Annotated in this window: 11 protein-coding genes and 1 pseudogene; 6 read left to right on the top strand and 6 right to left on the bottom strand. The window is 75.7% G+C overall.

Annotated elements, in window-relative coordinates; all coding sequences use genetic code 11:
• Window positions 1-3: 3 nt before the first annotated feature.
• From BMY40_RS24215 to BMY40_RS24205, 3 genes are all read right to left on the bottom strand, one after another.
• Window positions 4-1,086, bottom strand: a complete 1,083-nt coding sequence (locus tag BMY40_RS24215; RefSeq protein WP_093662907.1) for a Zn-dependent alcohol dehydrogenase — start codon at window positions 1,084-1,086, stop codon at window positions 4-6.
• Between the two features lie 70 nt (window positions 1,087-1,156).
• A complete protein-coding gene (locus BMY40_RS24210; protein WP_093662906.1) occupies window positions 1,157-2,575 on the bottom strand; it encodes an aldehyde dehydrogenase family protein in 1,419 nt (472 codons plus the stop codon).
• A gap of 56 nt (window positions 2,576-2,631) precedes the next feature.
• Window positions 2,632-5,028: a molybdopterin-dependent oxidoreductase gene (locus tag BMY40_RS24205; RefSeq protein ID WP_093662905.1), complete on the bottom strand. Its 2,397-nt coding sequence runs from the start codon at window positions 5,026-5,028 to the stop codon at window positions 2,632-2,634.
• A 213-nt stretch (window positions 5,029-5,241) separates the two neighbouring features.
• Here BMY40_RS24205 and hmgA point away from each other — a divergent pair, with 213 nt between their 5' ends.
• From hmgA to BMY40_RS24190, 3 genes are all read left to right on the top strand, one after another.
• Window positions 5,242-6,582, top strand: coding sequence for a homogentisate 1,2-dioxygenase (gene hmgA / locus BMY40_RS24200; RefSeq protein WP_093662904.1), 1,341 nt, complete (start codon window positions 5,242-5,244; stop codon window positions 6,580-6,582).
• 132 nt (window positions 6,583-6,714) lie between these two features.
• Complete coding sequence (locus BMY40_RS24195; protein ID WP_093662903.1) at window positions 6,715-7,464, top strand: GntR family transcriptional regulator; 750 nt, start codon at window positions 6,715-6,717, stop codon at window positions 7,462-7,464.
• 113 nt (window positions 7,465-7,577) lie between these two features.
• Window positions 7,578-8,774: a type ISP restriction/modification enzyme gene (locus BMY40_RS24190; protein ID WP_093662947.1), complete on the top strand. Its 1,197-nt coding sequence runs from the start codon at window positions 7,578-7,580 to the stop codon at window positions 8,772-8,774.
• A gap of 192 nt (window positions 8,775-8,966) precedes the next feature.
• On the opposite strand, the gene BMY40_RS24185 is transcribed toward BMY40_RS24190, so the two are convergent.
• Window positions 8,967-9,233, bottom strand: a complete 267-nt coding sequence (locus tag BMY40_RS24185; RefSeq protein ID WP_093662902.1) for a hypothetical protein — start codon at window positions 9,231-9,233, stop codon at window positions 8,967-8,969.
• Between the two features lie 177 nt (window positions 9,234-9,410).
• On the opposite strand from BMY40_RS24185, the gene BMY40_RS24180 reads away from it, so the two are divergent.
• From BMY40_RS24180 to BMY40_RS24170, 3 genes and pseudogenes are all read left to right on the top strand, one after another.
• Window positions 9,411-10,502 carry a serine/threonine-protein kinase gene (locus tag BMY40_RS24180; RefSeq protein WP_093662901.1) on the top strand — a complete coding sequence of 364 codons (1,092 nt, stop codon included), beginning with the start codon at window positions 9,411-9,413 and terminating at the stop codon, window positions 10,500-10,502.
• A 75-nt stretch (window positions 10,503-10,577) separates the two neighbouring features.
• Window positions 10,578-11,699, top strand: coding sequence for a DUF5925 domain-containing protein (locus BMY40_RS24175; RefSeq protein WP_093662946.1), 1,122 nt, complete (start codon window positions 10,578-10,580; stop codon window positions 11,697-11,699).
• 53 nt (window positions 11,700-11,752) lie between these two features.
• Window positions 11,753-12,312 (top strand): annotated as a pseudogene (locus BMY40_RS24170) (NADAR family protein).
• Window positions 12,313-12,316: 4 nt separating this feature from the next.
• Here BMY40_RS24170 and BMY40_RS24165 read toward each other — a convergent pair.
• Complete coding sequence (locus BMY40_RS24165; protein WP_093662900.1) at window positions 12,317-12,697, bottom strand: GntR family transcriptional regulator; 381 nt, start codon at window positions 12,695-12,697, stop codon at window positions 12,317-12,319.
• 75 nt (window positions 12,698-12,772) lie between these two features.
• Window positions 12,773-14,140 carry a helix-turn-helix domain-containing protein gene (locus BMY40_RS29005; protein ID WP_093662899.1) on the bottom strand — a complete coding sequence of 456 codons (1,368 nt, stop codon included), beginning with the start codon at window positions 14,138-14,140 and terminating at the stop codon, window positions 12,773-12,775.
• Window positions 14,141-14,317: the final 177 nt, after the last annotated feature.

Here is a 14,317-nt window from a genome sequence, read left to right as displayed (position 1 = left end):
GGGTTAGAAGACCACCAGCGCCCGGCCGCCGCGTCCGGCGAGCATGGCCTCGAAGGCCGCGGGCACGTCGGCCAGGCCGATCCGGTCGGTGACCAGCGCGCCCAGGTCCAGCCGCCCGGAGCGGACGTGCTCGGCGAGGACCGGCAGGTCGCGCACGGGGTCGCAGTTGCCGTAGACGCAGCCGGACAGGGTGCGGGCGAAGTGGAAGATCTCCAGCGGAGAGAAGGAGACCTGGCTGTCCTTGCCGCCGATGCCCACCACCGAGGTGCGGCCGCCGCGCCGGGTGGAGGACCAGGCGGCGCGGATGGTCTCCGCACGGCCGACGCACTCGACGGCGGCGTCCGCGCCCAGCCCACCGGTGATCTTCCGGATCTCCTTGGCCGTGGTGTCGGAGGCGATCAGGAAGTCGGTGGCCCCGGCGCGGCGCGCCAGTTCCTCCTTGCCCGGGGAGACGTCCACGGCGACGATCCGCTCCGCGCCCGCGATCCGCGCCGCCTGGATCACGGCCAGACCGACCCCGCCGACGCCGAAGACGGCCAGCGACTCGCCCTCGCGCAGGCGGACGCTGTGGTTGACCGCGCCGTAGCCGGTCAGGACCGCGCAGCCCAGCAGGGCCGCGTCGGTCAGCGGTACGCCGGCGGGCAGCGGCAGCACACCGCGCTCGGCGACGACCGTCTCCTCGGCGAACGCGGCCGTGCCCAGGCCCGGGTACAGGTCGCGGCCGTCGGCGGAGCGGGCGTAGGGGACGCCGCTGGCCGCGTTGGCCTCGGTGCACAGCCACGGCTCGCCCAGCCTCGCGCAGAAGTGGCAGCTCCCGCAGGAGGGAGCCCAGTTGAGGACGACCTCGTCGCCGGGGGCGACGGCCGTGACGCCCTCGCCCACGGCGGTCACGGTGCCCGCGCCCTCGTGGCCGAGGACGGCGGGCACGGGCTGGCGCAGGGTGCCGTTGGACAGCGACAGGTCGGAGTGGCAGACCCCGGCGGCGGCGAGGCGGACCCTCACCCGGCCGGGGCCGGGCTCCGGCAGGTCGATCTCCCCCAGTTCCAGCGGGGCTTGGGCGGCGGGCAGGACTACGGCGCGGACCACGTGGCGTCTCCTCTCGCGTCCTCGGGCGGACGGGCTGCTTGCGGTGGGGCCGGGCGGGCGGGGAAGGTGCTCAGAACTGCAGGGACTTGGTCTGGAGGTACTCGGTCAGACCCTGCGGGCCCAGTTCCCTGCCCACGCCGGACTGCTTGTAGCCGCCGAAGGGGGCAAGCGGGTTGAACCGGCCGCCGTTGACGTCCACCTGGCCGGTCTGCAGGCGGCGGGCGAAGGCGGTGGCCGTCTCGTCGTCGGCGGCCCACACCGCGCCCGACAGCCCGTAGGCGGAGTCGTTGGCGATCCGGGCGGCGTCGTCGGCGTCCTCGTAGCGCAGGATGCTCAGGACCGGGCCGAAGATCTCCTCGCGGGCGATGGTCATACCGGGGGTGACGCCGGCGAAGACGGTGGGGCGCACGTAGTAGCCGCGTTCCATCCCCTCGGGTGCGTCCGCGCCGCCCGCGACGAGGGTCGCGCCCTCCTCGACGCCGGTGCGGATGTAGCCGGTGACGCGCTCGCGCTGCCCGGCGTTGACCACCGGGCCCAGGCGCGTGGCGGGGTCGGTGGGGTCGCCGGGGGTGTACTTGGCCGCCGCGGCGGCGGCGATCTCCACGGCCTCGTCGTACCGGTCGGCGTGGACCAGCATGCGGGTCCAGGCGCTGCACGTCTGGCCGGCGTTGGCCATCACGTTGCCCACGCCGATCTTCACGGCCTTCACCAGGTCCGCGCCGGGCAGGATGACGTTGGCGGACTTGCCGCCCAGCTCCAGCGCGACCCGCTTGACCGCGCCGCCGGCGATCGCGCCGATGCGGCGGCCGACGGCGGTGGAGCCGGTGAAGGAGACCATGTCCACGCCGTCGTGCTCGGCCAGCGCCTGCCCGGCGACCGGGCCGCGCCCGGTGACGAGGTTGAACACCCCGGCGGGCACCCCCGCCTCGGCCACGGCCTCGGCGAACAGCCGTGCGACCAGCGGTGTGTCCTCGGCGGGCTTGAGGACCACCGTGCAGCCGGCCGCCAGGGCCGGGGCCACCTTGGCGACGACCTGGTGCAGCGGGTAGTTCCAGGGGGTGATGGCGCCGACGACGCCGACCGGCTCGTGCAGTACGCGGGAGTTGCCCAGCCTCTCCTCGAAGGGGTGCTCGGCGGCGAGCCCGGCGTACGTCCCGGCGACCGTGATGGGCAGATCGGCGTGGACGGCCTGCGAGAAGGCCAGCGGGGCGCCCAGCTCCGCGGTGACGGTGGCCGCGATCGCCTCGCGGCGGGCGGCCAGGGCGTCGTGCAGCGCACCGAGCCGCGCCGCGCGCTCGGCGGGCGGTGTGGCGGCCCAGCCGGGCAGGGCCGCGCGGGCCGCCGCCACGGCCGCGTCGACGTCCTCGGCGGTGCCCGCCGGGACGGTGCCGATGATCTCCTCGGTGGCCGGATCGACGACCTCGATCGTCTCCGTGCCCGCGGCGGGGCGCCACTCTCCGTCGATGTACATGCCGTTGTGTGCCTGCATGACCCCAAACTAGCGGCGCTAGTTTGGGGTGTCAGCAGGACGGCGCATGCCGTGGATCACACGGAGGACTGGGCGGGGGATCCGGCGGAAGCCGGGGAGGCCGATCCGGACTCCGCAGCGGTCTCCCCGGCGGCCTCTCCGGTGGGCGCCGCGGCGGGAGCCACCCGGACCGGGAACCCGTTGAGCACGGCGGTCCCCGACAGCGGGTCGAGCAGCCGCCCGTCCAGGAGCTGGTTGACGTTGGCCCCGGGCTCGGCGGAGGCCACCGGCACACGGGTGCCGGGCCGGTCGTGGCCCCAGCCGTGCGGCAGGCTGACGACCCCCGGGGCCACCTCTTCGGTCACCTCCACCGGCGCCCGTACCGCGCCCCCGTCGCCGGCGATCTCGGCGAGGGAGCCGTCGGCCAGACCGAGCCGGGCGGCGTCGGCGGGGTGGACGTGGAGGGTGCAGCGGTTGCTTCCGCCCTTCAGGCCGGGGACGTTGTGCATCCAGCTGTTGTTGGAGCGCAGATGGCGGCGGCCGACCAGCACCGGGGCACCGGGCTCCCCCTGGCGGTCTGCCAGGAAGCGGCGCAGCCGCGGTATGTCGGCGGCGATCGGCTCCGGGCACAGCTCGACCTTGCCGGAGGGGGTGCGCAGCACCTCGGGCAGACGGGGGCGCAGCGGGCCCAGATCGACGCCGTGGGGGTGCTCCAGCAGCTTCGCCAGGGTCAGGCCGCCGGGGTCGGCGCCGAAGCCGTCACCGTAGGGGCCCAGCCGCAGCATCATGTCCAGCCGCCGCTCGGGGCCGCTCTCCCCGCTCAGCAGGCGGGTCAGCTCTCCGGTGTCCCGGCCGTGGACGGGGGAGAGCGGGTCGGCGACGGCGGCGGACAGGGTGTGCTCGACGACCATGGCGTCGACCGACTCCGGGTCGGCGCCGGGCGCGCCGGAGGCGCACAGCACCAGCCGGGCCAGGATCGCGCTCTCGCTCGTCTCCCCCTCCCCCAGGGGGATCACGGGCCGGGTGTAGCGCGCCTGGTTGCGGACGGCCAGGGCGTTGAAGCTGAAGTCGAAGTGCGGGGAGCGGGAGGGCGGGGGCGGCGGCAGCACCACATGGGCGTGGCGGGAGGTCTCGTTGAGGTACGGGTCGACGCTGACCATGAAGTCCAGCCCGGCCAGGGCGCGTTCGAGCCGGGCGCCGTCGGGGGCGGAGAGCACCGGGTTGCCGGCGACGCAGACCAGCGCCCGTACCCGCCCCTCGCCCGGGGTGTCGATCTCCTCGGCCAGCGCGGCGGCCGGGAACTCCCCCTTGACCTCCGGGTGCCCACTGACCCGGCTGTGTCTGCGGCCGGTGGCGAAGCCCCGGCCCGGGGCGGGCGGGCGGGGGGCGCGGGCGGTGGCCGACAGCGGGAACATCGCGCCGCCGGGCCGGTCGAGGTTGCCGGTCAGCGCGTTGAGGACGTCCACCAGCCAGCTGGCCGTGGTGCCGAACTCCACGGTGGTGCTGCCGATGCGGCCGTAGACCGCGGCGCGCTCGGCGGCGGCCAGTTCGCGGGCGAGGGTGCGGATGACCTCCGGCTCGACGCCGCAGGCGCCGGAGACGGCCTCGGGGGTGAAGTCGCCCGCCAGCCGGGCCACGTCCTCCACACCGCCGAGGTGCTCCCCGGCCGCACCGGTGTCGACCAGTTCCTCGGCGAAGAGGACCTGGACCATCGCCATCAGCAGCAGGGCGTCCCCGCCGGGCCGTACGGCCACGTGCCGGTCGGCCAGGCGCGCGGTGCGGGTGCGGCGCGGGTCGACGACGGTGAGGGTGCCGCCGCGCCTGCGCAGGGCCCTGAGCCGGCCGGGGAAGTCGGGGGCGGTGCACAGACTGCCGTTGGACTCCAGCGGGTTGGCGCCGACGACCAGCAGATGGTCGGTGCGGTCCAGGTCGGGGACGGGGATGGCCAGGGGGTCGCCGTAGAGCAGCCCGCTGGAGGCGTGCTTGGGCATCTGGTCGAGGGTGGAGGCGGTGAAGACGTTGGGGGTGCGTAGCGTCTTGACCAGCAGGGGCGGGTAGAGGGCGCCGGCGACGGTGTGGACGTTGGGGTTGCCCAGGAAGAGGGCGACGGCCCGGGGATCGCCGTCCTCCAGGACGCGGCCCAGTCCCTCGGCGACCGCCGCGAACGCCTCCTCCCAGCTCGCCTCGCACAGTTCGCCGTCGCGTCGGACCAGGGGGCGGACGAGGCGGTGGGGGTCGGCGTCCAGTTCACCGAAGAGGGCGCCCTTGGGGCAGACGAAGCCGCGGCTGAAGACGTCGTCGCGGTCGCCGCGGGCCGCGGTGATCCGCTCCCGTCCGCCGTCGTCCGGTGCGATCGTGACGACCAGTCCGCAGGTGGCCTCGCACAGCGGGCAGATCCGCAGAGCGGTGCGGGCGCCGGGGCCCGCGGCGGGGCCGGGCTCCGCGTTCGACTGCGTGGTGACACTCTCCGGCATCGGTCCCCCTGATGAGCGGCGTCCGGGTGGGCGGTGCGGTCCGGCGGCTCCATACCGACCGGCCGGTAAGGGAACCTTAGCCCCGCCGCCCCCCGGTCGCCCAGGGGTGGGAGCCGAAACGGCGGCACACCCGTCCAAGGCTCGCCGTTGACGTGCGGACCCCCGAATTCCTATGGTTGACAACAGGAAACCCTGAGCACCGGGAGCGTTGCGATGAGTGGCACCACAAGCGGTTTCGAGCAGGCGCGCAAGACCGCGGAGGGGCTGGCGTACTCCTCCGGCTTCGGCAACGAACACGCCTCCGAAGCCGTTCCGGGAGCGCTCCCGGTCGGCCGCAACTCCCCCCAGCGCGCCCCCCTGGGGCTCTACGCCGAGCAGCTCAGCGGCACCGCCTTCACCGAGCCGCGCGCCCACAACCGCCGCTCGTGGCTGTACCGCGTCCGCCCCTCCGCCGCCCACCCCCGCTTCGTCCGCGCCGACGGCGGCTCCCTGCGCGGCGCCCCCTTCACCGAGACCGAGCCCGACCCCAACCGGCTGCGCTGGGACCCGCTGCCCGACCCCGCCCCCGGCACCGACTTCCTGGACGGGCTGTGGACCCTGGGCGGCAACGGCGACGCCGCCCGGCGCGAGGGCGTGGCCATCCACCTGTACGCAGCCAACGCCCCCATGGAACGCCGGGTGTTCAGCTCCGCAGACGGCGAGCTGCTGATCGTGCCCGAGCGCGGCGGCCTGCTGCTGCGCACCGAGTTCGGCCTGCTGCGCGCCGAGCCGGGCCACATCGCGCTGATCCCGCGCGGGGTCCGCTTCCGCGTCGAGCCGCTGGACGCCGTGGTGCGCGGCTACGTCTGCGAGAACATGGGCCGCCCCTTCGTCCTGCCCGACCTCGGCCCCATCGGCGCCAACGGCCTGGCCAACCCCCGCGACTTCCTCGCCCCCACCGCCGCGTACGAGGACGTGGAGGGCCCGGTGGAGGTGGTCAACAAGTTCTGCGGCGGCCTGTGGACGGCCACCTACGACCACTCACCCCTCGACGTCGTCGCCTGGCACGGCAACCTGGTGCCCTACGTCTACGACCTGCGCCGCTTCAACGTGATCGGCAGCATCAGCTACGACCACCCCGACCCGTCGATCTTCACCGTCCTCACCTCGCCGTCGGACACCCCGGGCCTGGCGGGCGTGGACTTCGTGGTCTTCGCCCCGCGCTGGCTGGTCGGGGAGGACACCTTCCGGCCGCCGTACTTCCACCGCAACGTGATGAGCGAGTACATGGGCCTGATCGAGGGCGCCTACGACGCCAAGACGGCCGGCCCCGGCGGCTTCGTCCCCGGCGGCGGATCGCTGCACAACATGATGTCCGCCCACGGTCCGGACCGCGAGACCTTCGACCGGGCCAGCGCCGCCGAGCTGGTCCCGCAGAAGGTGGACGACGGACTGGCCTTCATGTTCGAGACCCGCTGGCCGGTGACGCTGACCGCCCAGGCACGCGACGCCGGGCACCTCCAGCGCGACTACGACGACGTGTGGCAGGGCCTGGAGCGCCACTTCCGGGAGTGAGGGGCCCGCATCCGGAGGCGATGGCGCGTACCGTGACCCACGACGTACCGCCGCACCGCCGCCGCGTCACGGCACCGTGACGCGGCGGCCCGGCAACACCCGGCAACCCAGCCTGGCCGTCCGGAGGCCGCCTTGACCACCTTCGCTCCCGACTCGCTCGCGCTGAACCGCAAACTGCCGCTGTGGTATCAGGTCTCGCAGTCCCTGCGCGCCTCGATACTCGGCCGCTCCCCCGGCGCGCCCCTGCGCCTGCCCACCGAGGAGCGGCTCGCCGAGCACTACGGCGTCAGCGTGCTGACCATGCGCCAGGCGCTCAAGGAGCTGGAGAACGAGGGGCTGATCTCCCGGCACCGGCGGCGCGGCACCTTCATCGAGCCGAGCGCCCGCAGCGGGTCCCCCGTGCGGCTGCTCGGCTCGGTGGACGCCATCGTGGCCCAGCAGTCGGGCGAGGAGACGGTGCTGCTGGGACACGGCACCGGACCGGTCCCCGGGGAACTGGCCGAGTACTTCCCCGACCTCACCGAGGCGGTGGCCTACCGGCGGCTGCGCCGCGACCGGGAGACGGGCGAGCCGACCAACTGGGCGGAGAACCTCGTCCGCCCCGAACTGGCCGGCCGCATCGACCTGGAGGACCTGGAGCGCTGGCCCATGACGAAGGTGCTGCGCGACGCCGTGGGGGTGCGGATCAGCCGCATCACCGACACCGTCCAGGCGCGGCTGGCCGACCCGGAGACGGCCGAGCTGCTCCAGGTGCCGCTGCTCAGCCCGATCCTGCACTACACCGGCGTCACCTACGACGAGAGCGGCCGGGTGGTGGACGTGGCCCGCATCCACTACCGCGGCGACCGCTTCTCCTTCTCCGTCACCGTGGAGGCGGACTGATCCGCGTCCGTAACATGCGTGCGGTGAGCCGTGGGGGAAGGGGAACGGGGAGGGAACCGGTGGGTGCCGCAACGGGCGGCGGCCGTGGTGAGGCCGTCCCGCTCGACGAGCTGATGCCCTGGTCGGTCCGGCCGCCGCGGCCGGGCCGGGACTGGGTGACGGCGCCGGACGCCGCGTCGCTGCGGTCCCGCTGGGCCGAGCTCCTGCGGGCCTCCGGCGCCGAGCGCGAGGCGCTGTTCGTCCCCAGCCGCGCCCGCACCACCCGCACCGCCGTCCCCCAGCTCCCCGGCCCCGCCGGGAGCGCCGGCGCCCCCACCGTCCGGCTGGACCGGGAGGACGGGCCGTGCCCGGAGCCGGTGCGGGTGCTGTGCGGACCGTACGACCGGCAGTGGCTGATACCGGACCACCGCCTGCTCGACGCCGCCCGGCCGGAGCTGTGGCGGGTCGCCGACGACCGGCAGGTCTTCTTGGTCGAGCCCCCGGCCGCGCCCCGCTCCCCCGCACCTGAGCCGGTCTTCACCGAACTGCTCCCGGTCGCCGCCGCGGCGTCCCGGCCCGGCCTCGTACGCCCCCTCTACCGGCGCCCCGGCGGCCGCGAGCCCAACCTCGCCCCGGGCCTGCCCGGACTGCTGGCCCGGGTACTGGGCACACCGGTGACGGCCGAGGACGTCCTGGCCTGGACGGCCGCAGCGGTGCGCCCCGCCCCCGGCACCCCCGGCGGCCATGCCGTACCGCTCACCGCGGACCGGGAGATGTGGCGGGAGGGCGTCGCGCTGGGCCGCGAGGTGCTGCGGGCGCACACCCGCGGCGCCCGCTGCGGCGACGGCTCCCGCCCGCGCCTGCCGGGCGGGCGGCGCCCCTACGTACGGGCCACGCTGCCCGAGTGCCCGGCCCCGGACGCGCTGCGCCACGACGCGGAGGAGGAGGCCCTGTGGGTGGGGGACGGCCGGATAGCACCGGTGGCGCGCGGCGCCTGGGAGTTCGAGGCGGGCGGCGTCCGGGTGCTCGCCGAGTGGTTCGCCCGGCGTACGGCCCCGGCCGCGCCCGGCACGCTGGAGGCGGTGCGCCCGAGGGCCTGGCAGCCCCGGTGGACCTCGGAACTGCTGGAGCTGATCACCGTGCTCACCCTCCTCGACGGGCTGCGCGGAGCCCGCGCCGGGTTCGCCGGCAGGCTGGCCGGGCGTCCGGCCGTGGAGGTGTCCGCGCTGCGCGGGGCCGGTGTGCTGCCGGTGCCGCCGGGAGCGCGGCGCCCGGCCTCCGTACTGGACCACCGCGAGGAGGGCCCGGAGGGGCAGCTGGCGCTGCTGTGAGGAGCCGGCCTCCCCGCGGCGGGCCGACCGCCGGTGCGGGAGCGGGGCGCCGGGGGGGAGTGCGCGGAGGTGGCCGGGGCCGGGCGGCGACGCCCGGCCCGCCGCGGGGAGGCCGGTCCCCCGGAGCCCTGAGCCGAAACCTTTATCCTCCGGCCCGGGTGCTCCGGGTGCTGCGGGTATGGCCGGGCGTGGTCAGGCGTGGCCTCCGAAGAGGGAGCGCCGCAGCCGCCGCAGCGGCGCGAAGAGGGAGACCCGCGCGCCCCTGCTGTGGGAGCGCATGTGCACCGCGTCGCGCGCGGTCAGTTCGCGCATGAGCAAGGTCGCCTCCGCCGTGTCATCCTGGGGGACGGCGGGCCCCGCCAGCACGCTCAAGTGCCGGTCCAGGCGCGAACCGGTCGCACCGCTCCCGCACTGGATCGCAGGGATCCGCGCCCTGCTGCGTACCGTTATCTGTTCCATGACACTCCCCACCCAAACGAGGGCTCCCGGCCCGGGCAGGGTAACCCTATCTCCCGACCGTGACCCACGGGTATTCCGGTCACTCGATTCACCTTCCCCGCAAGGGGGTTGACGAACACCGTACGAGACAACAGCATCCGACCGGCCCCATGGCGGGGCCGGGGACGGGGGACGAGGATGAACACCGGTGACAGTGGAAGGCTGCTCGCCGACCGCTACCGCCTCACGGCCGAGCTGGGCCGCGGCGAGGTGGGCGTGGTCTGGCAGGGACGCGACGAAGTGCTGGGCCGCGAGGTCGCGGTCAAGGAGGTCAGGGCCGCCGAGGAGCTCTCCCCGGCCGAGGTGCGCGCCCTCTACTCGCGCCTGGAGCGGGAGGCCATGACGGCAGGGCGCATCTCCCACCGCAACGCCACCACCGTCCACGACGTGGTGATCGAGGACGGCCGCCTGTGGATCGTGATGGAGCTGGTGCGGGGGCTGTCGCTGGCCGCCGCGCTGGAGGCCGAGGGGCCGATGTCCCCGGCCGGCGCCGCCCGGATCGGCGCCGAGGCCGTCTCGGCGCTGCGCAGCGCCCACGAGGCGGGCATCACCCACCGCGACATCAAGCCGTCCAACATCCTGCTGGGAAACGACAGCAGGGTCGTCCTCACCGACTTCGGCACCGCGCAGGTGAAGGCCGACACGGCGCACGACCGGCCCGGTGCGGCGGTCGGCCGGCCCGAGTTCCTCGCCCCGGAGTGCGCGCGGGGCCAGGACCCGGGCCCGGCCGCGGACCTGTGGGCCCTGGGTGTGGTGCTGTACCTGGCCGTGGAGGGCGTCTCGCCGTTCCGGCGCGACACCCCCGGGGAGACCCTGCGCTCCCTCGCCGCGTACACCGACGCCGATCTGCCGCCCATGCGGCGGGCGGGCGCGCTGGCGCCGGTGCTGGAGGGGCTGCTGCGGACGGACCCGGCCGAGCGTACGACCGCCGCCCGGGCCGAACGGCTGCTGCGCGTGGCCGCGGCCGGCGGCGGCCCGCGCGCCACCGCTCCCTCGTCCCCGTCCTCGTCCCCGTCCTCGCCGGACGCGGGCCGTACGGACTCCGGCGAGGACGGGGACGGCGGGGACGGCGGGCGCCGGGGCGCGCCGGGCACGGCCCCGGAGCGGCGGACGGCGTCCGCGCCGGGCTCCTGGGACGCCGACCGGGGGCCGCGCGGGGTGCTGGTGCTCGTCGCCGGGCTGCTGGTCCTGCTGCTGGCCGCGCTCGCCGTGGCCGTGGTCCTGCGCTGAGCACCCGCCGGAATCCCCGGCGGGGCGGAGGAAACCTGCGTGCACGGCGGTCCCCCGTACCGGATCATGGGGGCCATGTGTGCCGACCGCCGTGCCGTGCCGACCGAGGAGTCGCTGCCCATCCGGCTCAACATCGACGACAGCGACTCCCCCTCCGACGTCATCGACGCCCTCTTCCTGGGCCGCTTCACCACCGGCGAGCAGCCGCACGCCCGCAGCCGCTCCCTGGAGCGGGTGCGCAAGGGCATGGCACTGCTGCCGCCGGGGGCGGTCGTGCTGCGCTCGGCCCGCGACGGCGACCGCGGCGCGACCCTGGCCGAGGGCGACGGCTGGACGGTGCTGGTCTCCCGCTGGTCCCGCGGCGCCGACGTGACCGTGACGGCCGTCAGCGAGGAACTGGCGGAACGGACGCTGAAGGCCGCGGTGCAGGGCGCGGAGGACGAGCCCGAGCCCCGGCCGGACGACGTCACCATGGGCTTCTGGTACAACTCCCCGCGGCGCGGCCCGTACCGCACCACCCGCCGGATCACCGCCGGGAGCTGGGAGGAGATCCGCGGCAACTACACCGCCCCGGTCGCCGAGGCCATGGACGGGCTGATGAAGACCACCCCGGACGACATCACCGGGCGGCTGCTGCTGCTCCACGGCCCGCCGGGCACCGGCAAGACCTCCGCCCTGCGGACGCTGGCGCGCTCCTGGCAGGACTGGTGCCAGGTGGACTGCGTGCTCGACCCCGAGCGGCTGTTCAACGAGGTCGGCTATCTGATGGACATCGCCATCGGCGAGGACGACGGCGCCCCGGACCGGCCCGGCCGTGAGCGCTGGCGGCTGCTGCTCCTGGAGGACTGCGACGAGCTGATCCGCGGCGAGGCCAAGCACGCCACCGGCCAGGCCCTGTCCCGGCTGCTGAACCTCACCGACGGACTGCTGGGCCAGGGCCGCAACGTCCTGGTCGGCCTGACCACCAACGAGGACCTGGAGCGGCTGCACCCGGCGGTCGTCCGCCCCGGCCGCTGCCTGGCCCGCATCGAGGTCGGCCCGCTGACGCGGGCGGAGGCCGTGAACTGGCTCGGCACGGAGGAGGGCGTCGGCCGCGACGGGGCGACCCTGGCCGAGCTGTACGCGCTGCGCCGCGGCTCGGGCCCGGCCTCGGTGCCGCCGCAGCCGGGGAGGTCGGACGAGGGGATGTACCTGTGACGCCTCCCGGAAGGGTTCCCGGAAGCGCTCCCGGAAGGACGCCCGAGGAGCGCGTGGACGATCCGGTGGCGGAACTGGCCGGGCGGCAGGCGCGCGGGGAGCGGATCAAGTACCTCCACTTCTGGGGGCACACCCCGCCCCGAGGACGGCGCGACGGCCCGCCCGGCCCGTGGTGCCTCAGCCGGTGGTGGCCCTCGCCGTTCACCGTGGACGGCGTCCTCCATCCCACCGCCGAGCACTGGATGATGGCCGCCAAGGCGCGGCTGTTCGGCGACGCGGCGGCCGAGGAGCGGATTCTCGCCTCGGCGGAGCCGGGCGCGGCCAAGGCCGCGGGCCGCACGGTGCGGGGCTTCCGCGAGGAGGTCTGGGCCGGGCACCGCTTCGGCATCGTGGTCGAGGCTGTCTCCACAAGTTCGGGCAGCACGGCGAACTGCGGGCGTTCCTCCTCGCCACGGAGGGACGAGTGCTGGTGGAGGCCAGTCCGCTGGACCGGATCTGGGGCATCGGGCTGGCCGCGGACGACGAGCGGGCGTCCGACCCGGCACGCTGGCGCGGGCTCAACCTGCTGGGCTTCGCCCTGATGGCGGCCCGGGAGCGGCTGGTGGCGGGCTGAGGCGTCAGCCCTCCCGGCCGTACTCGGCGCCGATCGCCTCCTCGGCGGCGGCGAGTGCGGCGGCCCGGTCCAGGCCCAGGCGCCGCGCCCGCTGGGCGTACGCCCGCGCCGCCGTCGCGGCCTCGCGTGCGGCGGTGTCCCCGGTGGCGGCGATGAAGCTGCCGTGGCGGCCCCGGGTCTCGATCACCCCGTCGGCCTCCAGCGCGCGGTAGGCCTTGGCCACCGTGTTCGCCGCCAGCCCCAGTTCCTCGGCGAGTCCGCGCACGGTGGGCAGGCGGTGGCCGACCGGCAGCCCGCCGCCGCGGGCCTGCTCGGCGATCTGGGCGCGCACCTGCTCGTAGGGTGCGGTGGGGGCGTCCGGGTCGACGGCGAGTCTCAGGGGCACGGCACTTCTCCTGCGGCGGGGTCGGGACGACGGGTAGGGCGGGTACGGCGGGTGCGTCGATTGTGCACCAGCGTGTCAGCCCCGCTCCCAGGTCCCGGTCTCCAGCGCCCAGCGGTACTCCGGCCGTCCCCTCACCGCGCCGGTGCGGAAGGGGCGGCCGCCGTCGTCGATGCGGAGGGTGCCCCCACCGCCCCCGCCGCTCCACTCCACTTCGATGTACCAGTCGCAGTCGCAGCCCTCGGTCCGCGCCTCCACGCGCAGCGCGAGGGGGTCGTCGGCGGTGACGCGGTACGGCAGGCGGGTGGCCGGCAGGGGCCGGCCGCCCTCGCCGTCGTAGCCGTCCACGGGCTTCGCCTGCGGGCGCGGGGCGTCCAGGTCGACGGAGAAGGCGGCCGGGGTGAGGGACCCGCCGCAGCCGTCGTTCATCGCGAAGACCGACCGGGCAGGGGGCGTACGGCGGGCCGTCACCCGGACGTGCAGGGCCTCGATCACCACGGGGGCCGCCCCGGTGCCGTACACGGTGGCCTCCACGATGGTCTCGCCGCCGTGCACGGCGCCCAGCGAGCGGGCCCAGCCGGCCGCGTCCTGCTCCACCGGGGGCGGGGGGACGCGGGAGGGCGGCAGGTCGATCAGGTAGCGGTGGTCGCAGCCGTGGCGCCACACATGGGAGCGGACCGTCCAGCTCAGCGGGGCCGCTCCCGGCGCACCGCCGCGCCCGCGTTCCCGGTCGCCGCCGTCCGGCAGCCGGGAGGGGGCCGTCCGCGGGGTGCGGCCCGGCCTCGCGCCGCCCCCGGTGTGCCCGTCGGCCCCGGCCGGGGACAGGGAGGAGGGCGGGGCGGAAGGGGACGCGGAAGAGGGCTCGGAAGAGGACGGTGAGGCGCCGGAGCCGCCGCTGGCCCCTGGTACGGGAGCGGTGGGCCCGCCCGCGGTGCGGCGCTGCGGGGCGGCGCGGTCGGGGAGGGCGTACGTCGCGGCGGCGACCGCTGCGACCAGGAGCGCCGCGAGTACGGCGATCACGGCGGGCAGCGGCCGCGGTGGCACCCGGCTCCGCCGGGGGACGGCGGCCGCGGACGACGCGTGCTCGAGTTCGCGCTCGGGCCCGGATTCGGGTTCGGGCTCGGGCTCGGGCTCGGGCTCGAAGCAGGCTTCGGAAGCGGGCTCCGCCGCCGGGCCCGGCCGCTCCGGTTCCCTTCCGCGCAGCGCGTCGGCCCGCATCCACCGCCGGTGCAGCTCCAGCAGTTCCTCCGGAGTCGCGCCGCACAGTCTCGCCAGCCGTTCCACCGGTGCGTACTGCGCCGGTACCGTCCGGCCGTTGCAGTACCGGTGCAGTGTGGAGGTGCTGGTGTGCAGCCGGCGCGCCAGCGTGCCGTAGCTGTGCCCCGACCGCTCCTTCAGCTCCCTCAGGAAGGAGGCGAACTCCTCCGTCCCCCGTGCGGCCCCCATGGCATCCCCCTCGTCTGCGCCGTTCCGGGAGCGCGTTCCAGGCGCGCGCGTTTCCACTGGTCAGCCTAGGCGCGAACGTTCCCGCGTCCCGCTTTCCGCGGTATCTGTTGCCACCGTGTGACAGGGCGGCGCAGGCTCACGGTGACGAACCGCCGGCCCGACGAAACAGGGGGACCC

This window comes from Streptomyces radiopugnans (genome assembly GCF_900110735.1).
GTDB classification, from domain to species: Bacteria; Actinomycetota; Actinomycetes; order Streptomycetales; family Streptomycetaceae; genus Streptomyces; species Streptomyces radiopugnans.
The sequence above is the reverse complement of the archived record's forward strand: the minus strand, read 5'-3'. Positions and strand labels throughout refer to the sequence as shown.

Bases quoted from the DNA above. Each gene is read 5' to 3' on its own strand.
- BMY40_RS29005 (WP_093662899.1), bottom strand. From the start codon at position 14,140: ATGGGGGCCGCACGGGGGACGGAGGAGTTCGCCTCCTTCCTGAGGGAG.
- BMY40_RS24185 (WP_093662902.1), bottom strand. From the start codon at position 9,233: ATGGAACAGATAACGGTACGCAGCAGGGCGCGGATCCCTGCGATCCAG.
- BMY40_RS24175 (WP_093662946.1), top strand. From the start codon at position 10,578: ATGTGTGCCGACCGCCGTGCCGTGCCGACCGAGGAGTCGCTGCCCATC.
- BMY40_RS24190 (WP_093662947.1), top strand. From the start codon at position 7,578: ATGCCCTGGTCGGTCCGGCCGCCGCGGCCGGGCCGGGACTGGGTGACG.
- BMY40_RS24180 (WP_093662901.1), top strand. From the start codon at position 9,411: ATGAACACCGGTGACAGTGGAAGGCTGCTCGCCGACCGCTACCGCCTC.
- hmgA (WP_093662904.1), top strand. From the start codon at position 5,242: ATGAGTGGCACCACAAGCGGTTTCGAGCAGGCGCGCAAGACCGCGGAG.
- BMY40_RS24210 (WP_093662906.1), bottom strand. From the start codon at position 2,575: ATGCAGGCACACAACGGCATGTACATCGACGGAGAGTGGCGCCCCGCC.
- BMY40_RS24205 (WP_093662905.1), bottom strand. From the start codon at position 5,028: ATGCCGGAGAGTGTCACCACGCAGTCGAACGCGGAGCCCGGCCCCGCC.